This window comes from uncultured Helicobacter sp., assembly GCF_937906905.1.
Lineage (GTDB): Bacteria > Campylobacterota > Campylobacteria > Campylobacterales > Helicobacteraceae > Helicobacter_B.
In genome coordinates this window covers 1-23,895 of sequence record NZ_CALERY010000003.1, presented here as the reverse complement: position 1 = coordinate 23,895, position 23,895 = coordinate 1, and the positions used below count along the sequence as shown (strand labels likewise).

Here is a 23,895-nt window from a genome sequence, read left to right as displayed (position 1 = left end):
CTTATAAGTGCTTTATATGTTACTATGTCGCTCAAATAGCATAAACAAATTCCTAAGGAGACCCAATGCAGCCCACATCAAACACCGCAAGAGATACAGAGAGAAATGCCCTGCACGCTACCATTTGGAGAGTTGCCAACGACTTGCGAGGAAGTGTCGATGGCTGGGATTTCAAAATGTATGTGCTAGGTATGCTTTTTTATCGCTTCATTAGCGAGAATCTAGCCGCCCATATCAATATCAAGCAAGGCATAGACCCTGCCACTACTCAAACGGGGGCGCACCCTAAAGCTTACGAAAATCTAAGCGATGAAGAGATAGATGAGAGCCCAGAAAATCGCGAAGCTATCATTAAAGAAAAGGGCTTTTTCATCTACCCAAGCCAGCTTTTTTGCAATGTCCTAAAGTCCCACGCCCAAGACACTACAAGCCTAAACGAAACTCTAAGCAACGCCTTTGACAGCATAGAAGCCTCCACCATAGGCACGACAAGCGAGAGCGATTTCAAGGGGCTTTTTAGCGATATTGATGTCAATTCTAGTAAAAATCTAGGAGAAACCCTCCTAAAGCGCAACGAAAAGCTTTATAAAGTGATGCAAGCTATAGCCGAGCTTGATTTGCGCTATAGTGATAATACTATCGACACCTTTGGCGATGCGTATGAATACCTTATGCGTATGTATGCAAGTAGCGCGGGTAAAAGTGGGGGCGAGTTTTTCACCCCGCAAGAAGTCAGCCACCTACTAGCAAGGCTTGTGAGCTATGGGAAGCAAAGTGTCAATAAAGTCTATGACCCAGCTTGTGGGAGTGGCTCGCTGCTCTTGCAGTTTGCCAAGGTGCTAGGCAGAGCGAATGTCAAGCAGGGATTTTTCGGGCAGGAGATCAACCCCACTATTTACAATCTCTGCCGTATCAATATGCTACTGCACAATGTAGGCTTTGAGAATTTTGACATAGCCCTAGGCGACACACTCCTAGAGCCTAAGCACGCAGATGATGAGCCCTTTGATGCCATTGTGTCAAATCCTCCTTACTCTACCAAATGGATAGGCGATGATGACCCCAAGCTTATCAATGACCCGCGCTTCGCCCCTGCTGGTGTGCTAGCTCCTAAAGGCTATGCCGACTTAGCTTTCACTATGCATATGCTCTCTTGGCTCTCTCCTAGCGGCACTTGCGCTATCGTTGAGTTCCCGGGCGTGCTTTATCGCGGAGGCAAAGAAAAGCAAATCCGCAAATACTTAATCGATCAAAACTTCATCGACACCATTATCCAGCTTCCAGATAATCTCTTTTTCGGCACAAATATCGCCACTTCTATCATCGTGCTAAAGAAAAATAAGCCCAATATGCACACCCTTTTCATCGATGCAAGCGAGCAATTTACCAAAGTTACCAAGAAAAATATCCTAGAATCCACCCACATCGACACCATAGTAAATGCCTATGCCACGCGCCAAGATATAGAGTATTTTTCGCGTTTGGTAAGTGTGGAAGAAATACGGGCAAATGACTACAACCTAAGCACCTCCACCTACATCACGCCAAAGGATACAAGAGAAGTCATAGACATCACCGCTCTCAATGCACAAATCGCCCAAATCGTAGAGAAGCAAGCCGCCCTAAGAGTGCAGATAGATTCTATCATCAGCTCCCTAGAAGGTGCTAACTAATGCGAAGCCTAAAACTCCTAGCCCAAAGCACCGCCTCCACCATAGCCGTAGAATTTACCCCAAGCAAAAAAGTGGATTCTAGCTACCAAAGTGAATCCCAGCTAGAAAAAGAGCTTATCGCCACACTTGAAGCCCAAGGCTATGAATACGCCCCTATCAGTGATGAAAAATCCCTAGAATCCAATCTGCGCACAAAGCTAGAGACGCTAAACTCCACCACCCTAAGCGACACAGAGTGGCAGAGATTTTTCAAGCAAGTGCTAGCTAGGGCAAATGCCTCTATTGTAGAAAAAAGCCAGCTAATCCAAGAGGACTATATCCAGCCCCTAGAGCGTGATAATGGCAGCACTATCAACTTTAAGCTAATCGACAAAGCCGACATACATAAAAACTCCCTACAAGTTATCAATCAGTTTCAAGCCCAAAGCCCCACGCGCTCCCACCGCTATGATGTAACTATCCTAGTCAATGGACTGCCTTTAGTGCATATCGAGCTAAAGCGGCGCGGCATAAGCCTTAAAGAAGCCTTTAGGCAGATCAATCGCTACGGGCGGGAGAGCTTTTTTAGCGGGAGTGGGCTCTTTGAGTTTGTGCAGATTTTTGTCATCAGCAACGGCACGCAGAGCAAGTATTACTCCAACACCACGCGCGATTTTCATATCAAAACACAACAAGGCATCAAAACGACCAAAACCTCCAATAGCTTTGAATTTACCAGCTATTTTAGCGATGAGAAAAACACCATTATAAACGACCTTATAGACTTTGCGAAAAGCTTTTTTGCTAGACATACGCTGCTAAATATTCTCTGTCATTACTGCGTGCTTGATGTGGATAGAAAGCTCCTAGTCCTGCGCCCTTATCAAATCGCCGCGTGTGAGAAAATCCTGCAAAAAATCGCCATAAGCTACCACAACAAATTCTACGAAAAAGCCAGCGAGCAAAAAAGCGGCGGCTATATCTGGCACACCACAGGCAGCGGCAAAACGCTCACCAGCTTTAAAACCGCCCAGCTAGTAAGCAAAATCCCAGAAATCACTAAAGTGCTTTTTGTCGTGGATAGAAAAGATTTAGACTATCAAACAATGCGAGAATACGATAGATTCCAAAAGGGTGCCGCCACCGGGAGCAAAAACACCAAAGAGCTCCAAGCCAGACTCCATAGCAAAGACAAAGATCATAAAATCATCATTACCACCATTCAAAAGCTCTCCCGCTTTATCGCCCAAGCTAAAGATAGCGAGATTTTTGATGAGCATATTGTGATGATTTTTGATGAGTGCCATAGAAGTCAGTTTGGGCAAATGCAAAAAGACATTTCCAAAGCCTTTAAAAAGCTCTATCTCTTTGGCTTCACAGGCACGCCCATTTTCGCCGCAAACGCGCTAGGCTTTGAGACGACAGAGCGCGTCTTTGGGGCTTGCTTGCACCGCTACACAATTATCCACGCCATACGCGATAGCAATGTCCTGCCCTTTCGCGTGAGCTACCACGCCACAGCTAAGCTAAAAGATGAGATTACAGACAGGCAAGTCCCAGCCATAGACACAGAAGAAGTCCTGCTAGCTAGGGAGCGCATAGGGCATATCACTAGCTACATTTTAGAGCATTTTGCCACCCACACCAAGCGCAACGCCAAGTCCTACACCCTAAATGGCAGGCATACGCTAGGCTTTAATGCCATCTTTGCCACCCAGTCTATCCCTATGGCTATGCGCTACTATGAAGAGTTTCAAGCCCAGCAAGCAAGCCTGCCAGAATCTCAAAGGCTAAAAGTAGGCATTATCTACAGCTACGCCCCAAACGATGAGCAAGAGGAAGAAAACAGCGAAGACACCGCCTCCCTGCCGCCCTCCCAGCGCGATTTTTTGGATTCTGCTATAAATGACTATAACGCAGCGTTTAGGTGCAAGTTTGATAGCTCCGCGGATAATTTTCAAAACTACTACAAGGACTTCTCCCTAAAGCTTAAAAACAGAGAGCTAGACCTAGCCATCGTGGTCAATATGTTTCTCACAGGCTTTGATGCCACCACGCTAAACACTCTCTATGTCGATAAGTCCTTGCGCCATCACGGACTTTTGCAAGCCTACTCCCGCACTAATAGAATCCTAAACTCCATAAAAAGCTTTGGCAACATCATAGCCTTTAGAGACTTGCAGAAAAACACCGATGACGCCCTAGCACTCTTTAGCGATGAAAATGCTAAAGGCATAGTCTTTCTAAGAAGCTTAGAAGAGTATCTACACGGCTACACCGATGACAAAGGTGAGCACAAAGGCTACCACGAGCTGCTACAAGCCTTGCACACACGCTTCCCTCTAGATAGCTTCCTAGAATCCACCCTAAAGCAGAGCGACAAAAAGGACTTCCTAGCCCTTTTTGGCGAGATTTTGAAGCTCCGCAATATCCTTGAAGTCTTTGATGACTTTAGCGACCCACTAAGCGAGCGCGACCGCCAAGATTATCAAAGCTACTACATCGACATCTATGAGAGCCTCCGCGCCAAAGACCAAGCAGAAAAACACAGCGTGCTTGATGAAGTGGAGTTTGAAGTAGAGCTTTTGAAGCAAGTAGAAGTAAGTATCGAGTATATCCTAGAGCTTATCGCCAAATACCACAAGCACAAAGATAAGCACAGCTATGAGCATATAGTAAAGCTGCTAGATTCTAGCCTAAGCCTACGGAGCAAAAAGGAGCTTCTACTGCGCTTTATAGAGTCCCTAAACCCGCAAAGCGATGTCGCCAAAGACTTTAGCACCTACATCAATGCGCGCAAAGATGAGAGCCTAAACTCTATCATCACCGAGCTAAAGCTAAAGCCTGAAAAAACAAGGGCGTTTATACAAGATGCCTTTGAGCGAGGGGAGCTAAGAGACTATGGGCAGGCATTTGGCGAGATTTTGCCCCCTAGCCCACTCTTTGGCAAGGGTGCAGAGCAGACGCATAAAATCCGCAGCCAAGCCCTGCAAAAGCTACAAGCATTTTTCGAGCTTTTTAAGGGACTAGATATGAGCAACAAGGAGCAATGATGAAACCCCTAAACAATAACGCCCACCCCCTAGAATCCTTACTGAAACAGCACTGCCCTAATGGCGTGGAGTATAAAGAGCTGGGGGAGCTAGAATTAAACAAGATTTTAAATTTAGGCAGGGGGAAAATTATTAGTCAAAACGATTTAAAAAACTGCCCAGGCGAATACCCTGTATATTCTAGTTCGGCAACTAAAAATGGAGAAATTGGCAAATATGGAAGATATATGTTTGATGATGAAAGAATAACTTGGAGTATTGACGGAGGTGGAAAGTTTTTTTATAGAAACAATTTAAAATACTCGGTTACTAATGTTTGCGGCTGGATAAAAGTTACAAATACAAATGAGCTAAATACAAAATATTTATTCTATGCGTTAATAAGTGAATGGACAAAGAAAAAGTTTGACTACACTAAAAAAGCTCACCCATCAGTTATTAAAAAAGAATATCAAATCCCCATTCCGCCGCTAGAGATTCAGCAAAAAATCGTAGAGATTTTAGACGCCTTTACAGAATTACAAGCAGAATTACAAGCAGAATTACACGCGCGCCGCAAGCAGTATGAATATTATCGAAACAAGCTTTTAAGCTTTGAGGAACTACAAAGACGCACTGATATGCTAAACGGGGGGGGTCTTAAGCTTGTAACCTTAGGCGAAGTGTGTGAAGTTAAAAGAGGTGTGAGGGTAACAAAAAAAGATTTGACAGAAAACGAAAAATATCCCGTTTTTCAAAATTCTCTCACTCCTATGGGATACTACAATCAAAGTAATGTTAATGCTAACACGCCCTTTATAATCGTGGGCGGTTCTGCTGGAGAAATCGGCTGGAGTTCAAGCAGTTGCTGGGCTGCTGATGATTGTATTTATTTTATATGTGAAAAATCCTTAATGAATAGATTTTTATATCACGCCCTATGTAATCAACAACATTATTTTTTATCACAAGTAAGAAAAGCAAGCATTCCAAGATTGTCGCAAGATTGTATTAAAAATCTCAAAATCCCCCTACCGCCCTTGAAAGTGCAAAATGACATTGTAGAAATTTTAGACAAGTTTGACACGCTGGCAAATGACCTAAGCGCAGGGCTGCCCGCCGAGATAGAAGCTAGGCAAAAGCAGTATGAGCATTACCGCGAGCAGTTGCTAAGCTTTAGAGAAAATGCCAATAAGCGCGCCACGACAAAGTAGAGGCTGTGCGGCTCGCGATGAGCCAGCTGCTCGCTTAAATATTATGTGAAGCATTGCCCCCTATGTTTAAACATTTGCTACAATCTGCGCTTAGATTTTAAACAAGGAAAGCAAGAATGAAGCCATATTTGTGCAATTTACTTCAGCTTTTTTCGCAAAGCCGCTTAAGTGGCTATACCAATCCACAAGAACACGAGCAAAACCTATATTTAATAGCCCATATCGCGCATAAAATAGGAATCCTAGAAATTATCATAAGAAACAAAATAGACTTCTTACTATCTCAAAAGGATTCGCAATGGCTTGAAAAGATTGTTTTGCAAAATCAAAGCAGAGATAGCATCATCTCCGCTCAAAACTTAGGATTCTGGCTAAAAGTAGTGGATTTTTATAAAATCCATAATGCGATTTTTAAAGCAGAGTTTTTGGATACCTTAGATTTTAAGAAGTATTTTGATAAAAACAAAGATACTTTTCACACAAATCACACAAGAATAATGCGACATCACAAAGCAAAAGCGATTTTATTACTTCTGCGACTTATTCGCAATCGCGCCTTTCATTTTGAGAATCTCTATAAAATCGTAGGCAATGGCTATCCTAGATTAAATGTAAAAATCACAAATAAGCACAATGAAGCAGTTTATATAGCAATCCACCCAGACAAAATTGTAGAGTTTTTAAACGATCTGTTAGGGAGCTTTCATAAGGATTTGGTGCATTATGGAGAAGTAAGGGTGGGGGCAAGTGCCCCCTAGATAGAACCGACATTATAATGCAAAATTGTAAATTCAAGCTTAAAGGACGAGTATGGATATAAAGGAGCTTTTAGGGTTTTTAGAATGTGAGAAGGTGGAGCGTTTTCAAAAAGTGGATTCTAGTGTGAGAATGGATTACTTAAAGAAGCTGCGGCTACGCCTTGCTTTGCCACGCCTTGCCTTATCCCAAGAGCTTCTTAAGAATCTAGCTCCCACTAGATTCTGCCCCAAAACAAAGGACAGCAAGGAATAGCATGCAGGAATTTCTCCTAAGCCTTATCGCTGGGCGGCGCGATATACCCAGGCGTTTTGCCCCACTCTATGAGCAGCTGCGGGGCTGCGGGGCTATCGATGAGAGCAGCCATACTCATAAGCTCCATAGCGCATTCATACTCGCCAGAGTCCAAAAGCCCGCCATATCCACCAAAATCGCCCAATCTCGCGGAAAATCCCACGCCAAAGCACCAATCCTCGCATGCAATCTCGCTGATAAAAGTGCCAAGCCCATGCGCGTAAGCGGTAGGGTGCTGGGGCTAGAGCAAGGCGATATTATCCTACTCCTAACCAGAAGCAAGACCCCGCGCCTCATCAAAGTCCTGACCCGCCCCAGCTCCCAGCTCATCTGCCTAGTCAAAAAGCGCGGCAAAATCATCGGTATAGACTGCCAGAGCCTGGAGTCTATCGCGCTTCCTTTCTCGCAAAAATCCCTGCTCGAGCTGCCGAAATACTGCGTGTTTGAGCTAGAGCGCGGGGGTAAAAACAACGGGCTTAAAAGCGGGAGATACAGCGGAGATGGTGCGCGTATCGGGAGGATTCTGGGGAGCTTGCTTGATCCTGGGATTGATGAGGGGCTTATCCTTGCTAAACATAGGCGCGAGGCGGAGTTCCCTAGCGCATGCCTAGAGCTGGCAAAAAGCTATGAGAGCATAAGCCATGATAGATTAAGCCAAATCGCGCCCGGAGAGCAGGAGAGCCAAGAGTATCCAGCGAGAAAGGATTTGCGCGATAAGCCTTTCATCACCATTGACCCAAGCGATGCCAAAGACCACGATGATGCGATATTTTGGGAGCAGGATTCTCATACGCTCTATGTCGCTATCGCCGATGTGAGCGAGTATGTCGCGCCAAACACCGCGCTCGATAGTGCCGCCAGGGAGCGCTGCTTTAGCCTATACTTCCCGCATATCTGCTACCCCATGCTACCAAATGCGCTTAGTCAATCGCTCTGCTCCTTGCGCGCTAATGAGTCAAAGCTCGCACTTGTGTGGGAGATCCGCCTACATAGACGCACACACGAGCCACTAGAGTCCAAGCTCTATGAAGCACTCATCACACCAAGCGCAAATATCAGCTACGAGCAAGCAAGCACAATCATCGCCAAAGCGAGCAAATCCAAAGCAAGAAAACCTCGCGCGATAAAAGCGTGCGAGCTAGATTCTGGCGCACTAGATTCTAGGCTGGATCATGGGGCAGAATCTAGCCTGCTATGGCTTGGTGAGTTTGCCCACATCGCGCAGGTGCTTAAGACCAAGCGGCTGGAGAGTGGATTTGACTTCTGGACTAAGGACATCACTCCTGTGCTGGATTCTGCTGGTAGGCTAGAGGCGATCCTAGAAAAATCCCCAAGCCCAAGCCACGCGCTTGTCGAAGAGGCTATGCTGCTAGCCAATGTCCTAAGCGCGCGAGCATTTCACGCACTCATGCCAAACTCGCACCAAGCTATCTACCGCACACACGAGCCGCCCACGCAGGAGAAAATCTACACCCTATTCCGCACGCTTAGCGACTCTGGCTACACAATCCCCAAAGGCGACTTCCACAGCCAAATCCGCGAGCTCCAGCGCCAAGCCAATGCGCATGAGAATCTAGCACGAGAATCTAAGCCCAAAAAACACAGCACAAAAGCCAAGACAAACCCTAAGCGGGCTTTGGATTCTGGTGTGGGGGTGGAGTGTGGGGGGAGTGCGCTAGATTCTGGCGATTTAAACGCGCGCTATAAGCTTGATATCCAAATCATTCGCGCGCAGAAAGAAGCCCGCTATGACACACAGCCAGAGGGGCATTTTGGGCTTGGATTTGTGGCTTATACGCATTTCACTTCGCCTATTAGGCGATATAGCGACTTGCTCGCGCACAGAATGCTAAAAACTCTCATGCGCGACTTCCCCAAGCGCACAATCGTGCTAAAGACCCACACCAGCACTGCTAAAACCCCAAGCCCAGCACCCCTCACGCCCAAAACTCAAAAGCTCCTTGCCTACCTGCTAGAATCCACAAACGCGATGATCCCTCTGCTCAATGACAAAGAGCGCGACATCGCTAAGGCTGAAGCGGAGTTTCGCGATAGAAAATACGCGCGCTTCGCGCTTGCGCTCCTAGAGGGCAGCGAATATGGAGAATCCACAAATACCACAGGGGGCGGGGATTTGGGCGAGATAGACACTTGCGTGCTTGTGCGTATCCTCGATGAGCGCTACCCAGCGCTTGGCGTGGTAGAATCTCACAAAAGCTCCGCGCAATCACAGCAAAACACACCAAAACACAGCGAAAAAGAGTGTCCTGGTGTGGTGCGGCGATTTGGATTGTTTGGCGCGCGGGTGATCATCGAGCATGCAGAATACGAGCTTATGCGCGGCGGAGTGTATGAAGCGTTTATATCGCGCGTAGATTTGATAGGGGCGAGAATCTATGCGCAGATTGTAGAGTAGATTCTAGGGCTTGCGGATTCTGGCACAGGCTTAGGGGCGGAATCGATATGCCCAAAATGACTTTAGAATAAATAGCTATACGCAAACAGCACATGCAGCTCTTGGTAGGTGCGGGCGGGCGCGAGATCTAGCTTAACGATAGGGAACTTCAGCAAGGCTTCCAGCCTATGCGCGCGATCAATCTCTGCGCCAAGCCCGGCATTAGCAAACATCACAAAGCCTTTAGCAAGGATAGAGTCGCTAGCGCTTGGGTCTTCTTTGACTTCTTTGCCATAGGTCCCATAGCCAAGCCCAAGCCCCGCAAACACACCTAGGCGTAGATTCTCTAGCACGCGGTGGTAGTAGCTCACATCGGCATTTAGGAGAAAATTGCTCGTGATTGTGCTTTCAATCCCCACAGGCGCAATCCCAACCATATAGTCCAAATACAGCCGCAGCGGCATAGCGCCAAAAAACTCATGCTCATAGCCCCCGCGAAGCGTGATACTAAGCGCGGGGTGGAGGTGCTGAAGCGCTGGGGAATCTTGCGAAATATGATCTTGCAAGACGACTCCGCCGCCCATGCCAATAAAGATTCTCGAAATGCCTACGCTAGAGCTAGCTGGCTTGGCAATGGGCTTGGCTCTGGCAGAATCTTTTACCTCATCGGGGGACTTGGATTTGGCGGGAGGGGTTTTGGATTTGGCAGATTTCTCTGGCATAGGGGAGTCCAGCGCAGGCTCTATGGGGCTCGCACCAGAATCTATGGCGCTAGATTCTGCCCTATCAGTATCTAAACTCGCGCTGGAGTCTTTGGCTGCTGCGCCTGTGGTTTGTGTAGATTCTGTGGGCTTGGGAGACTTGTGGGATTTACTAGGGCTTGGGAAATCTGTGGATTCTGGTGTGGCATATAGAGTGGGTGCGGAGAGAAGCGCGCACGCCAGCACTGCTAGGGAAGCTTTCAGCAGCTGCTTGGTAGGGATCACTGGATTGGCGCTTTTTTGTAGAATTTTTTGATTTTATCATCGATTGGCGCTAGGATTCTGTAAAACACCGGCACGATAAGCAAGCTCAAAAACATCGAGACAATAAGCCCACCAATCATACAAATCCCAATGGCTGATTTCATCGATGAGCCCTGCCCTGTGGCAAAGGCTAGGGGCAGCATACCAAAGACCATAGCAATGGTTGTCATAAGGATTGGGCGCAGTCGCAGCTCTCCTGCGAGTAAAATCGCTTCAGCGATACCATAGCCCTCTTCGCGCTTTTCATTTGCCACATCAATGAGCAAGGTGGCGTTTTTCCCCACCATACCTATGAGCAAGATAAGCCCCATAAGTGAGAACATACTAAGTGGCTGCCCCACAAGCCCCAGCGCGAAAAACGCACCTGAAAAGCTTAGAGGCATTGTTACCATAATGATAATTGGCTCTAAAATCGACTCATACAACGCCGCTAGGATTAAGTAGATTAGCACAAAGGCGGTGGCTACGGCTATCCCAAAGGCTTCTTGTGTCTCTGTGAGATTGTCTGCCTCCCCACTAAAGACATAGCCCACGCCCTCGCTTGCCCACTCGCTATGCTTATCATCGATAGTGCGTAGCAATGTCGCTAGATCCACCTTTTTGCCATCTTTTTCTGCTGGGTTGGCATAGATAGTGATACTGCGCTGGCGATTGTAGCGATTGATGATAGAGGGCGTGCTAGATTGCTCTATCTCTACAAGCCCATCGATAAAGATGCTCTCTCCATTAGCAGCTTTAATCTGTATGCGTTTAATATCTTCTACACTCACGCGGCGATTATCTGGCACGCGCAAGGTTATGCTGTATTCTTTTCCGTTTTCTTTGTAGTAGCCAATTTTATTCTCCCCAGCAAATGCCGAGCTAATCGCCTGCCCTATATCTTGGGCGGTTATGCCATATTGGTTGGCATTTTGGCGCAGGACATGCAGACGATACTCCGGCGTCCAGTCCGAGACACTCTCGTGGTAATCCACCACACTGCCCTTAAGCGCACCTTCAAGCAGCATAGATTTAAGTTTTGCCGCACTCTCATCAACTAGGGCTTGAGAAGGCGAGTAGATGACCACCTGCAAGGCAGAGTTGTCCCCTCCGCCAATAAGTGGGACTTCCGCTGGGATAATCACAAGCCCTTGCGCTTCAGGCAGTGCATAAAGCGTTTTTGCCATATCTCTAGCCCAGCTAAATTGATCGACATTGCGCTGCTTTTCATCTTTCAAGCGGACATAGATTTTGGATTTGTTGGTGTTTTGCGTTTTGCCGTAGGCGACTTGGATTGTGGTGTATTCGACATTGGCAGAATCTGCCATGATTGTCTTTTGCAGGGCTTCGGTTTTCTTGCGCATGTCATAGATACTAATGCCCGGCTTTGTCTGCACCCAGAAATACATCTGCGAGCGATCTTCTTTAAGCATAAAGTCCATTCCAAGCTTACTTAGCACAAAAATCGAGCTAGCAAATACTGCGAAAACAAGGATTGTTACGATAGTTTTTTGACTCATAACGACTTGTAGTGTTTTGGCATAAGCATTTTGCATTTTGACAAAATATGGCTCACTCCAGTGGTAGAATCTGGACTGCTTAGGGCTAACTACAAGCGAGCTAACCATCGGCACCACGGTCATTACCACGATATATGAGACACCAATAGCAAGTGCTACGGTAATCCCAAAGCTTTGGAAAAACTTCCCGATAATCCCAGACATATTCCCCACAGGGATAAAGACGGAGAGCAACATCGCAGAAATAGCAAAAATCGCAAAGGCAATCTCACGCACGCCCTCATACGCCGCCTCGCGCTTGCCCATACCGGATTCTAGCTTTTTGTGGATATTTTCAATAACGACAATCGCATCATCGATGATGATTCCAATGGAGAGCGTGATTGCCATCATGGTAAGCATATTGAGCGAGTAGCCCATCATCTGCACCAGCGCAAATGTCCCAAGCACAGATACAGGGATAGAAATCGCTGAAACAAGCGTGATTGTTACATTGCGCAAGAAAACAAACACAATGCTCACCGCCAAAATCCCGCCCAAAATCAAATCCACTTCAATATCATGCAAGCTCGCGCGGATAAACTCTGTGGTATCTAGGAATGTGCGCACCTCATAGCCTGGACTTACTGCTTGGATCATCGGCAGGGCTTTATACACACCATCAGCGATAGCAATATCATTTGCCCCTGCGATTTTCTGCACTTCCATGATGACGCCACCTTTGTTATCAAAAGCCGCGTAGGTTTTATACTCTTCTAGCCCGTCTTCTACCACCGCAATATCGCGGAGCAAAACATTATCAGCGATACGGATATCGCCTACTTTTTCCACGCTCGCACTATTGCCATCAGTGGTGATAGCAAATTCTCTGGTCTCATTGACAATCCGCCCGCCATCAAGCTCGATGTTTTCCTTGCCTATCGCGCTGCCTAGCTGGGCGTAGGTGATGTTGTATTTTGCCATGAGCGTGGGGTCTGGATAGACTCTCACATGGCGCTCGCGATAGCCATTTAGCTGCACACCGCCCACACCGCTGACCTTTTGGAGCTGGGGCTTAATGATTGTATCAGCGTGCTTCATCAAATCAGGCTGGGAGTGCGTGTCGCTGCTTAGGAAAAGCGAGATGATCGCCTGCCCATTTGTGTCGATTTTATCAATGGCAGGCTTGCGGATATCTGCGTCTGTAAAAGTAACAGATGAGACTTTGTTGATGACATCACTCACTGCTTGGTCCATAGGCTTATCAAGCTGGAATTGCACGATGACAAGGCTGGTGTTACGCACGCTCATAGAAGTAACTTGCTTAAGCCCATCAATCCCTAGAACTTGCTCCTCGATTTTATCAGTAACCTTGCTCTCGATAGTCGTAGGAGACGCGCCCGGATACACAGTGCTCACAAGGATAATGGGAAAATCGATATTAGGGAATAGTGCAGTCGGGAGCTTTTTAAACCCAAGCACACCAAAAAATATAACCCCAAGCACGAACATTAGCGTTGAGATGGGGCGATTTATGGCAAATTTATACATTATCTTCTTCCTTACTTTGGGCTAGCTTGAAGCTAAGTGGCTAGAATCTAGCGTGTCTTGATGAAGCCATCACCAAAAAGCCCGGGCACCATGGAGTTCTCCACCATGGCTTCTGCAGTCATTTTTCTTGTATTGGTATCTATGGCTGGATAGATTTTGGTGATTGTCGTGCTTTTTTTCACACCTCCACCATCGATACTATACTCATACAAATCCCCCACACGCACTTTGTCCTGGTATTTAGAGTCAAACTGCAATACAAGCTTTTTCTTATGACTCACAAGACGGAAAAGTGCTGTCCCAGCACCGCTAACGCCATCGCCTATTTCGATTTTTTTCTCTGCGATTACGCCATCAAATGGTGCGCGCAAGACACTTTTATCATAGGTTGATTGGTAGTAGTTGTAGTCAGCTTCAAGCTTTTTGTAGTTTGATCGGTATTGATCGAGCGTATTTCTATCCACGACATCGGCACTTTTGTTATAGCGCTCATATTGTGCTTTGGCAAAGAGATATTGCTCTTTTATGGCTTGGAGCTGGGAGACTTTGTCTTTGTTAGCAAGCGTTAGGAGGGTATCGCCCTTTTTCACCTGCGTATCTACATCGACTAGAATCTTATCCACAATACCGCCAGAATCTAGCGAGAGATTGGCATCTTGCACGGCTTTGACATTAAAAATCGCATACACATCTTCAGCATGCAGTATGCCTGCACACAAAATTGCCGCTGTAAATAGTAGGTTTTTCATCGTTGCTCCTTATTTCACATATTCTTGGATTTGCTGTCCGCTGTAGAAAATATAATTTGCCTTTTGCAGCTCATAATTGTTGAGCGCTTGGTTGTAGGTGGCTTCGGCGTTGTATTTGGTGCTTAGGGCGCGTAGGTAGTCGGTGAAATTTACTAGCTGATTGTTGTATTTCTTGCGCACATTTTCAAACGAAATATTGGCTGATTTCAAGCTTGCTTCTGCGGAGGCGATTTTGCTTTGTGCCACTTCAAGCGTTTTGCGATAGAGCTGCTCGTCTTTTGTTTTCTCTGCTTGCTTGTAGGCGAGCTGCTTTTCTTGCGCAAGCTGGGAGAGACGCAAAGCCTGCTTCTGGAAGCTCACACCAATATCATCAAAAAGCTTTAGCGTAACTGTTACACCAAGCACATTGGCGTGAGTTGGAAACATACGCTGATAGAATGACGCCATCGATGGGTCGCTGCCAAATTTTGTGGGGTTGGTTACATACTCTGGCTTTTGAATCTGCCAAGTATAGGTATCAGTAAGTGTTACTATAGGGTAGTAGTGCTGCTGCTTGTTTTGGTATTTAAGCGCGTTAATCTGCTCGCGTAGCGAGATGATATCTTGACGCTCGAGATTATCTTTGAGTGCGGGGATAGCGAGATCCTCTCGCTTTAGCCCATCAAACTCCATATTTGTCAAATGCTTAAGCATGAGGATATTTTGCTCCACGCTTAACTTCATGTCTGCGATTTGATACTCGCTTGATGAGACTTGCGAGCGCAGGGACTCTAGATCATCGATAGTAGCAAGCCCAGAGGAGTAGAGACTCTCGATACGCTTCATATCTGTGCGAACTTGCTCGAGCTGACGCTTGAGAGAGAGAAGCTGGGAGAGATTATTAAAGTAGCTGTAATACTGCTGAATGACTTGGAGATAGATGTTTTGCTTGGCATATTCTACATCAGCGACTGATGAGCGGTATGTGGCGTTTTTCTCCCGTATCATGTTAATGGTGCTAAAGCCACTAAACAAATCAAGTGAGAATCTCGCATTTGCTGCTTGGGTTTGATAGTTGCCAAAGTTGCCAAATTGCATCATATTGTCGATGGTTTTGTAGTTATACTGATAGCCATAATCCACATCTAGTCTTGGAAGGAAAGCGGCTTTTGCCACAGAGGCGATTTTTTTGTTGGACTCTGCTTGGAGCATTTGGGCTTGAAGGGAGTAGTTATTATCCGCGCCAAGCAGCAAATCTTTAAGCCCAACTTTCTGCTTGGAATTATCCGTCATCGCCTCAATCTGTGCAAGCAACTCATTAAAACTTAGATTCTCGCTGGCTTGGGGACTCTGGGCAGAGGAGCCAACATAAGCACCAGAATCTGCCATGCTAAGCTTCTTGCCAGATTCTCTGCCAGCGCCTCCGTCAGCTTCTGGGAGCTGGGCAGGCTGGGCGTGCAGCCCAGCGAGCAAAACACACAAAGCACCGCTTAAGACCATATATCGCATATTCTCTCCTAACATATCACTGCGCATATTTTCATTGAATAAAAGTCCGGGATTCTAACACAAAATTTTTAATATAGTCTTAAATACTTGTATGTGCAACTATATTTGCAGCCCCGCATTTTGCGCGATTTCACCGCTAGCCAATTTCACAATGACGCAATGCCAAAATCTAAGGCAAAGCCTACACAAATTCGCGGAAGAGCGCACCTAAATCTAGCCCATTTACCACCATATCCTTGCGTTTATCCAAAATCCCCTGCGCACCCTGGATAAGATCAGCACTAGAAATCCCATGTGCTATGGAGATTCTGGCTTCCAAAAATGCGCTTAAATGATCACAGGCTTTGAGAAACTCGCCACACACCGGACTATACTCATCGCTGTTGTAGCTAGCAAAAAGCTCGACAGAGTCTTTGGTGTAGTGCGTGAAATCCTCGATTTTGTAGCGGTTGGCAAATTCATTTTGCGTGAAATAGATAATATCTGTGCGCATAGATTCTGGCAGGTGGGCAAGGATTTTCTCCTCTACTGCACGCGCCTCGATAGCTTTGATTTGCTCATCTAGCCCTGCGACAGAAGTTTTGATAGGCGAGATGATGTCGCGCGTTAGAATCTCTGGGAGATCGTGGAAAAGCCCGCCCAAGAAATGATTGATACGCATTTGCCTGCACGCGCCTAGATCAAGACTTAGCAAATACCCACAGAGTGCCACTACTAGCGTATGTCCTAGCACAGAAGTCGCAGGCACTCGCGGAGTCTGGCTCCAGCGCTTCTGGAATCGAAGCTGACCAAACATCGTAACAATCTCACCAATCTGCTTAAATAGCACCATTTGCTTCATGCCATGTAGATTGTAATGACGCTCGACCTCTTTGTCGATTATGGCTTTGATATTGCCCACATCAAACATATAGGGATTGAAGTGGTAAATAATATCAAACTCCCATTTAGAGGCATAGTAGTGCGCTGCTTGGAGAATCTGCTTTTCAATGTGTTGAGGTGGATGCTTGAAATAATGCTCCATATCGTCAAAAAACTCATACTCCCCAAGATCGCTTTGCAGCTCGCTAATCACAAAATGCGCAAACTCTTTGCGGTGGTATCTTTGTAGCTCATGGAAAACGGGGGGCTTAATATCTGTAAGCACCACACGCTCGAAAAAATCAAAGCAAAAATACTCGATCAACCGCTCCCAGTCAATCTCCCCACCCTCGCACTCCTCGTATTTGGCAAACAAATAGGCGATGACCATTTTATGCGCTTGCTTATCGAGCTCGACAAACTCCACCGGACAAGCTTGGTCATTCCACCTGCGGATAGAGGCGGCGACAAAGATTCTGCGCAACAGCTTAGCATTTAGGCGCGGCTTTTTGAGGGGCGCTGGATTCTGGGCAGACAAGTGAGCTTGAGGGGCGCTGGATTCTGGGCTGATTGTAGATTCTGGCACAGAATCTACAAGTGATTTGTCATTTTGCAAGAAGATCCTTTCGTGCTTGGGTTGTTAGCTATGCACTATTTTTTGGGTTTGTAAGCCTTAATATCCTGCTGCATTTGGCGGATAATGCTATCCAGCGCGTAGTCAAACGCACCTTGGAGTGCGAGAATCTGCCCATGCGTATTCCACGCCCGCCCTTCATTGACAACATCATTTGTGATAGTAAGTGTATTGCCCTCTTGGATTTCTTGCCCAAGGAAAAGCATGTAATCCATACTGACAAACGCAACTTTCTCATCTTCGATGATCCCCATATCGCGCAGCCGCACACGCAAAGTCATCGGCGTAGTAGTAAGTGGGCTTAGCAGTGTGCATGTATCTACTGCACGCGCTTGGAGCGCTTGAGCCATCAGCTCTGCTGGCAAGCCTAGTAGCTTTGTATCTGGCAGCGGGGTGAGCTCACCAGAAATGGTATGGAGCAAAATCTGCTGGGTGTTTATGTATGTGGGGATTTCAATCTCTAAACGCAGCGTGGTAAGACTTGGGCATTGGTCTTTAGATTCTGTTTTTAAGCGTGATTGTATAGTCGCGCTAGACTCTAAAGTATAGTAGTGCTGCTTGGGCGTGGAAACTTTGAGATTCACACAGCCACTAATGGCAACTACAATAGCCACACTAGCACATAGAGTCCCTAGAGTCTTGACAAAAGCGCGTGGGCTTTGGCGTGGATTGTGAGCAAGATTTTGGATTATTAGGCTTCTCATTTACTAGCTCCAAAAATAGTAGGATAAGGATTGCGGTCAAATTTATCAAGCAAATTGGTGGTTTTTTGCAAGAGTATATCGACATGCTGGAGGGATTTTTGTGTCTGGTAGAGTGTCGAGCTAGCCGCACTTAGCACGCCGCCTTGCACCTCATCGAGCTGCTTGTTGATTTGATGAAGTGTGTGGTTTAGATTCTGGCTTAGAGCTGGGAGCTGGGCAGAGAAGCCATCAAGCGCGCTAAGCGTGCGACTTAGGTTAGAAACATTGCGCTCGCTTAGAAGCTGCTCCACGCTGCCAAGCACGCCTAGCATTTCTTCTAACGCAGAATCTGCTTTATCACTAAGCTTGCCCAAAAAGCTTTGCTCAAGCTTTAAAATCGCATCGTTGTCATCGACGATAGGCTCGCCCTTTGGATTCTGGCGCAGGGCAAGATAGCTAAGCCCAGCTAAACCTTGTGAGTCGATAAGCACGCTAGAGCCCTTAGCCACAGGGATAGCACGATCGATAGAAAGAAGGATTTTCACTACGCCCACTTGCTCTTTGTCAAAACTGATACTTTTGACACTGCCGATAACTATGCCTTTATATTTTATGGGGGTTTTTACTGAAATGCCCGAGATGTCATAAGTAGTGCGGATCGTATAAGTGCGAAGCTTGCTCTCATCAAACCCAAGCCTCCCAAACCACAAAATAAATACCACAAACCCAATCAATATGGCAAAAAATATCCCGCCAATAAGCACATAATTCACGCGTCTTTCCATAGCCGCTCTCCTCGTTTGCTGAAAAATAAATTACTAGAATCTAGGCTGTGTATCGCACCTGCAAGCTCACTTAGATTGCCCAGGAATTCGATTTTGCCCTCATAGAGCATGAGAAACCTATCGGTGGTGTCTTTGATAGAATCTAAATCATGTGTAATCATCACAATTGTCATATCAAACTCCTGCCGTAGCGCACAGATAAGCTCATCTAGCTGCTGCGCACTAGCTGGGTCAAGCCCACTGCTTGGCTCATCAAGAAACAATATACTAGGATTAAGCGCAAGCGCGCGTGCTAGCCCTACGCGCTTTTTCATACCGCCACTTAGCTCATGGGGATAGAGATGATAGGCTTTAGGGCTTAGACCTACGCGTGAGAGAAGATATTTTGCCACCTCGGCAACACTTGAGCGTGGATAGGCGCTGTATTCTTCAAGCAGGATTCCTACATTTTCCAGCACGGTTAGCGAGCTAAAAAGCGCACCAAACTGGAACAACACGCCACATCGCGTAAGCAGTGTGCTAGGATCACGCAGCTGCCAAATATCTTGCCCAAATATCAGCACCTGCCCGCTTCTAGGGCGATTGAGCAAAATCATAGATCGAAGTAAGGTGGATTTCCCGCTACCACTCCCGCCCAGAATCCCAAAAATCTCACCTTGATAGATATCAAAGCTAATGTGATCATGGATCATACGCTCGCCATAGGCTGTGCAGAGATCGCGCACCTGGATAATGGGCTGGCGTGAAGCTAGATTTGGCAAAGCTAGATTCTGGGAGGTGGGATTTTGGGCTTGGATTTGCACACTCATATCCCAAGCCTTGAAGTGATAAATGAGAAAATCGCGTTAATAGCAATGATCCAAAAAAGCGCATTTACCACGCTTATGGTCGTGATCCGCCCAAGCTCTTGAGTGTTTTCTTTGATACAAAATCCGCGGAAACACCCCACAAGCGCAATTGCCGCACCAAAAAACGGCGCTTTAACAATGCCGATGAAAAAGTGCGTCCAGCTCACACTCTCATGCACCCTATCGATATAGGAGCCCATGTCAATCCCCAGCTGCAAATACACCGCCAGCATACCTCCTAACAGGCTAAAAGCATCGGCTAAAAACACAAGCAAAGGCATAACAATGATAAGCGCAAAAAGCCTTGGGATAACCAGAAATGGCACGGGGTGAAAATTCATCGTTTTCATCGCATCTAGTTCATCAGTTAGTCGCATGACACCAATCTCTGCGGTAAAGCTCGAAGCACTGCGCCCAGCAATGACAAGCGCCAAGATAAATGGTCCCATCTCACGCAGTGAAAGCTTGGCTGTCATCTCGATACTCAAAAGCGGCGCACCCATGAGCTCTAGCTGCACTGCGCCTTGCAGCGCGATAGCAAACCCTACGATAAATGCTGTCAGCAGGCTTACAGGCAGGGCTTTGAAACCTGACTCGTTGATATGATAGAGTAGCGGGGTTAGGCGGATATTACCATGGAAAAGTGAAATCACAAGGTAGTAGAAGCTCATTCCTACAAAGTTAAGAAAATCTACAAAACTTTGAAAAAACTCATACACACCTTTCCCAAGCTGTGCGAAAAACAGCTTTACAAAACTATGCTTAGGTGTAGGCGGGATAGAGGCGATGAGGCATTGATTAAGCGTAGCGTTAATCTCGTTGCTAGCGATGATTTCAGGGGTGCTACGCAAATGTTGCTTCAAAAATATCCCAAAGGCAAGATCAATCCTCGCATCATCAGCAAACATAATTTGCGTGATTTGACGCTTATTTTGATGTTTGTGCAGGGCACTAGCAAGAGAATTTAGCTTAGATTTAGCAATGCGAAAATCCCACACGCCCCCAATGGTTATGCAAATAGCGCCTACAGAATCTCTATGGATATGAAAATATGGTGCTTGCACTGGTAAAATGCCCTTATCATTTTAAATTGCATAAACAAAAGCGAGCCGGCATTATACTACAAGATTCTATGTCCAGAAAATTGGGCAAGGATTTTAGTAAATGTTACATATCGAACATTTTTTGGATTTATTGTTACTTTTATGATTGGGATTCTTGGATTTTTCGCAGAATCTGCTACACTTTGGAGACTTTGGCATTGTATAGGGGATCGCGTGATTGTGAGCGCATTGACGCAAGCGCGCGTAAGCCCACTTAGCGATGTGCAAGTTTTACACCCTGAAAATTAAGGAGCATAGATGAATGCAGTGGTAAAAAATCTTGTGTGGCTGTTGGTTGCTGTAGTAGGGGCATTCTACTTCGGCATGCTAGCGCTAAATCATGGCGAGGAAGTGAGCGCGACTTGGCTTGTAATCGCTTCTGTGTGTATTTATATGATTGGCTATCGCTTTTATAGTAAATATATCGCAGAAAAGGTCTTTGAGCTCGATGATAATCGCGCGACACCTGCGCTTATCAATAATGATGGCAAGGATTTCGTCCCTACAAATAAAATCGTGCTTTTTGGGCATCATTTTGCTGCGATTGCTGGAGCTGGTCCGCTTGTAGGTCCTATCCTAGCAGCACAAATGGGCTACATGCCTAGCATGATTTGGCTGCTTGTGGGAGTCGTGCTAGCAGGTGCGGTGCATGACTTCACTGTGCTCTTTATCTCTATGCGTCGAAATGGTCGCTCGCTAGGCGAGATTATCAAAGACGAAATGGGCAAAGTTACGGGCACGATTGCTATGGTGGGGATATTGTTTATTATGCTTATCATCGTGGCGATTTTGGCGATGGTTGTTGTCAATGCGCTGGCTGATTCTCCTTGGGGACTTTTCACAATCGCTATGACAATCCCTATCGCGGTGCTTATGGGAATCTATATGCGCTACTTGCGTCCTGGTCGTGTGGGCGAAGCTAGTGTAATTGGGTTTGCACTACTGCTGCTAGCTCTCTACTATGGTCATGCTGTGGCAGACCCTGCCCACCCTTGGCATGCGCTTTTCACACTAGAGAAAACCACCCTATCTCTCATCATCATTGCCTATGGATTCATCGCTTCAATTTTGCCTGTGTGGCTACTCCTAGCGCCCAGAGATTATCTCAGCACATTTTTGAAAATCGGTGTAATCGTAGCCATGGCTGTTGGGATTTTGCTTGTCAATCCTACGCTTAAAATGCCTGCGGTTACAGCATTTATCGATGGAACTGGTCCGGTGTTTGCTGGCTCAATTTTTCCATTTCTTTTCATTACAATTGCATGCGGTGCGATAAGCGGATTTCACGCACTCATCTCTAGTGGCACCACGCCAAAAATGATTGAGAAAGAATCCCACGCCCGCGCGATTGGCTATGGCTCCATGCTTATGGAATCGCTTGTAGGGATTATGGCGCTCATTGCTGCGTGTATCCTCGAGCCAGGGTTGTATTTCGCGATAAACTCCCCGCTAGCTGTGCTTGACCCTGCTGCTGCAACTGCGCTGGGAGCAGATATGGGCGCTGTGGAGCAGAGTGTGAAAGGGATCTTGCAAAACGCAGGCTTTGTCCTCCAGCCTGAAATGCTCGCAAATGGTCATATCGCCAATCTCATCACAGAATCCGCAGCAAATGTGGGCGAGCCTACACTGATTGCCAAAACAGGCGGTGCACCGACATTTGCTGTAGGACTTACACAGATTCTCCACGAAGTTGCTGGGGGTAAAGAATCCATCGCATTCTGGTATCACTTTGCGATTTTGTTTGAAGCGCTTTTCATTCTCACTGCTGTTGATGCTGGGACTCGCTCTGGACGCTTCCTTATCCAAGATGTGCTAGGGAATATCTACAAGCCCATGGCTAATACAAAATCCGCTACTTGGGGGACAATCGCTTCGGCAATCTGCGTAGCAGGCTGGGGATATCTACTCTATCAAGGTGCGATCGACCCACAAGGCGGAATCTATACACTCTGGCCACTCTTTGGCGCGAGTAACCAAATGCTAGCAGGGATTGCGCTGCTACTTGGCACAGTGGTGCTATTTAAAATGGGGAAAGCAAAACACAGCTGGATCACAATTGTGCCAGCATTCTGGGTGCTACTTACTACACTCTATGCCGCGATACAAAAGCTCCTCCCAGCCAATGGCGAGCGCGTGCATGATGCGGTAAGTCATGTCGCTACAGTGCAAAATCAAACTGCATTAAAAGAAAAAGCCTTAACATTCATCGCCAAGCTACAAGAAATGGGCGCAGATGCTAGCACAATGCTAGAGGGCAAAAGCCTCGAAGGCTGGCAAAAAGTCGTAAGCAAAGCCGATATTCTTATCCATAATCATGCGCTTGATGCAGTGCTGTGTGCGATATTTATCTTTGTAACGCTTGTGGTGATTGGCGCAACAATTAGAATCTGCTATCTCACAGCTATTGGCAAGGGAGAGAGATTCCCACTTAGAGAAGAACCATATCAAGAGAGTAAAAATTTCTCCTTGCAGCCAAACTAGACTGATAAATTGGCAGCGAACATAAGGAGCATAGATGCTAGCACGACAAACGAGCACAGAGCCAGATCACAATAGTATAAATAGTAGCCCAGCAAGTGGGGTAGAATCTAGATTCTACCCGCCAGTGCTTGTGCGCGGAGAATCTACCCTAGCAAGCACCTGCGCTCGTGCATGGAATACACTACGATTTCTCTATAAACGAAGCGATAGGTTTTTTCATTTGCTAGTAGGCATGCCAAGCTATGATAAATATGTCGAGCATATGCGCACAAAACACCCAGATAGAGAAATCAAATCACAAAAAGAATTTTTCAAAGAAGCACTTGAAGCTCGATATAACGGCGGAGTAAATCGCTGCTGCTAGAATCTATGTCTTTCACAAAACTTACGCAACACTACAAAACAAGCAGAATCAAGAAAATCAAATAGCAGAATTAAAGCAGATATAGCTAATCCCTGCCCAAAAGGGCTAGCGGGATTATAGTCGAGACTCGTAGCGTCGCAACATATAAAGTCGTTTGAGCATTTTTTTCTTAGCGTTGATCTTTTGTTTTTTGCGTTTTTCAGTCTTGGATTCAAAAAACCTTCTCGCGCGACACTCGGTTACGACAAGATTTCTATCGGTTTGCTTTTTGAATTTGCGATACGCCTCATCAAAAGACTCGCCTTCTCTAACTTTTATGCCCGGCATCTACATCACCTACTTTCTGTTGTATTTTAGCCATTTAAGGCGCGCAGATTCTAGCATATTTAAATTAACTTTAAAACACTTTGGCTATAATTCCAGCTCTTTGTGCTCGTAGCTCAGCTGAATAGAGCAACAGGTTGCGGTCCTGTAGGTCGGGGGTTTGAATCCCTCCGAGCAC

The 23,895-nt window shown here is 46.3% G+C and carries 19 protein-coding genes; 9 read left to right on the top strand and 10 right to left on the bottom strand.

Annotated features, from left to right (window positions below):
• The first annotated feature begins 65 nt into the window (after positions 1-65).
• From Q0171_RS01510 to Q0171_RS01485, 6 genes are all read left to right on the top strand, one after another.
• A complete protein-coding gene (locus Q0171_RS01510; protein WP_299325938.1) occupies positions 66-1,673 on the top strand; it encodes a type I restriction-modification system subunit M in 1,608 nt (535 codons plus the stop codon).
• Positions 1,673-4,705 (top strand): type I restriction endonuclease subunit R, encoded by a 3,033-nt coding sequence (locus tag Q0171_RS01505; RefSeq protein ID WP_299325936.1) that lies wholly within the window; start codon positions 1,673-1,675, stop codon positions 4,703-4,705. The genes Q0171_RS01510 and Q0171_RS01505 overlap by 1 nt, the downstream gene beginning before the upstream one ends.
• 65 nt (positions 4,706-4,770) lie before the next feature.
• The gene (locus Q0171_RS01500; protein WP_299325934.1) at positions 4,771-5,898 is read left to right on the top strand and encodes a restriction endonuclease subunit S; all 1,128 of its coding nucleotides are present in this window, start codon (positions 4,771-4,773) and stop codon (positions 5,896-5,898) included.
• Between the two features lie 116 nt (positions 5,899-6,014).
• Complete coding sequence (locus Q0171_RS01495; protein ID WP_299325932.1) at positions 6,015-6,656, top strand: hypothetical protein; 642 nt, start codon at positions 6,015-6,017, stop codon at positions 6,654-6,656.
• 52 nt (positions 6,657-6,708) lie between these two features.
• Positions 6,709-6,909: a hypothetical protein gene (locus Q0171_RS01490; protein WP_299325931.1), complete on the top strand. Its 201-nt coding sequence runs from the start codon at positions 6,709-6,711 to the stop codon at positions 6,907-6,909.
• 1 nt (position 6,910) lies between these two features.
• Positions 6,911-9,364, top strand: coding sequence for a ribonuclease R family protein (locus Q0171_RS01485; protein ID WP_299325929.1), 2,454 nt, complete (start codon positions 6,911-6,913; stop codon positions 9,362-9,364).
• Between the two features lie 62 nt (positions 9,365-9,426).
• Here Q0171_RS01485 and Q0171_RS01480 read toward each other — a convergent pair whose 3' ends face one another.
• The 9 genes from Q0171_RS01480 to Q0171_RS01440 all read right to left on the bottom strand — a co-directional run bounded on the left by Q0171_RS01480 (position 9,427) and on the right by Q0171_RS01440 (position 20,509).
• Positions 9,427-10,329 (bottom strand): hypothetical protein, encoded by a 903-nt coding sequence (locus Q0171_RS01480; RefSeq protein ID WP_299325927.1) that lies wholly within the window; start codon positions 10,327-10,329, stop codon positions 9,427-9,429.
• Positions 10,326-13,397 carry an efflux RND transporter permease subunit gene (locus tag Q0171_RS01475; protein WP_299325925.1) on the bottom strand — a complete coding sequence of 1,024 codons (3,072 nt, stop codon included), beginning with the start codon at positions 13,395-13,397 and terminating at the stop codon, positions 10,326-10,328. The genes Q0171_RS01480 and Q0171_RS01475 overlap by 4 nt, the downstream gene beginning before the upstream one ends.
• Before the next feature lie 47 nt (positions 13,398-13,444).
• Complete coding sequence (locus Q0171_RS01470) at positions 13,445-14,146, bottom strand: HlyD family efflux transporter periplasmic adaptor subunit (RefSeq protein ID WP_299325923.1); 702 nt, start codon at positions 14,144-14,146, stop codon at positions 13,445-13,447.
• 9 nt (positions 14,147-14,155) lie between these two features.
• On the bottom strand, positions 14,156-15,634 hold the full coding sequence (locus tag Q0171_RS01465) for a TolC family protein (protein ID WP_299325921.1): 1,479 nt from the start codon (positions 15,632-15,634) through the stop codon (positions 14,156-14,158).
• Between the two features lie 181 nt (positions 15,635-15,815).
• Positions 15,816-17,033 carry an HD domain-containing protein gene (locus Q0171_RS01460; RefSeq protein ID WP_299326096.1) on the bottom strand — a complete coding sequence of 406 codons (1,218 nt, stop codon included), beginning with the start codon at positions 17,031-17,033 and terminating at the stop codon, positions 15,816-15,818.
• A gap of 113 nt (positions 17,034-17,146) precedes the next feature.
• The gene (locus Q0171_RS01455) at positions 17,147-17,833 is read right to left on the bottom strand and encodes a hypothetical protein (RefSeq protein WP_299325919.1); all 687 of its coding nucleotides are present in this window, start codon (positions 17,831-17,833) and stop codon (positions 17,147-17,149) included.
• A complete protein-coding gene (locus Q0171_RS01450; protein WP_299325917.1) occupies positions 17,830-18,597 on the bottom strand; it encodes an MlaD family protein in 768 nt (255 codons plus the stop codon). The genes Q0171_RS01455 and Q0171_RS01450 overlap by 4 nt, the downstream gene beginning before the upstream one ends.
• Positions 18,582-19,289 (bottom strand): ATP-binding cassette domain-containing protein, encoded by a 708-nt coding sequence (locus tag Q0171_RS01445; RefSeq protein ID WP_299326094.1) that lies wholly within the window; start codon positions 19,287-19,289, stop codon positions 18,582-18,584. Before Q0171_RS01445 ends, Q0171_RS01450 begins: the two co-directional genes overlap by 16 nt.
• Positions 19,290-19,402: 113 nt before the next feature.
• Positions 19,403-20,509: an MlaE family lipid ABC transporter permease subunit gene (locus Q0171_RS01440; RefSeq protein ID WP_299325915.1), complete on the bottom strand. Its 1,107-nt coding sequence runs from the start codon at positions 20,507-20,509 to the stop codon at positions 19,403-19,405.
• A gap of 141 nt (positions 20,510-20,650) precedes the next feature.
• Here Q0171_RS01440 and Q0171_RS01435 point away from each other — a divergent pair, with 141 nt between their 5' ends.
• The 3 genes from Q0171_RS01435 (at position 20,651) to kcuS (ending at position 23,393) form a co-directional block, all read left to right on the top strand.
• Entirely contained in the window at positions 20,651-20,797 is a 147-nt protein-coding gene (locus Q0171_RS01435) for a hypothetical protein (RefSeq protein ID WP_299325913.1), read from the top strand.
• A gap of 9 nt (positions 20,798-20,806) precedes the next feature.
• Positions 20,807-23,029 (top strand): carbon starvation CstA family protein, encoded by a 2,223-nt coding sequence (locus Q0171_RS01430; RefSeq protein WP_299325911.1) that lies wholly within the window; start codon positions 20,807-20,809, stop codon positions 23,027-23,029.
• A gap of 130 nt (positions 23,030-23,159) precedes the next feature.
• Positions 23,160-23,393: a KCU-star family selenoprotein gene (gene kcuS / locus Q0171_RS01425; protein WP_299326092.1), complete on the top strand. Its 234-nt coding sequence runs from the start codon at positions 23,160-23,162 to the stop codon at positions 23,391-23,393.
• 114 nt (positions 23,394-23,507) lie between these two features.
• Here kcuS and rpsU read toward each other — a convergent pair whose 3' ends face one another.
• Complete coding sequence (rpsU, locus tag Q0171_RS01420; protein ID WP_023949316.1) at positions 23,508-23,720, bottom strand: 30S ribosomal protein S21; 213 nt, start codon at positions 23,718-23,720, stop codon at positions 23,508-23,510.
• Between the last annotated feature and the right edge of the window lie 175 nt (positions 23,721-23,895).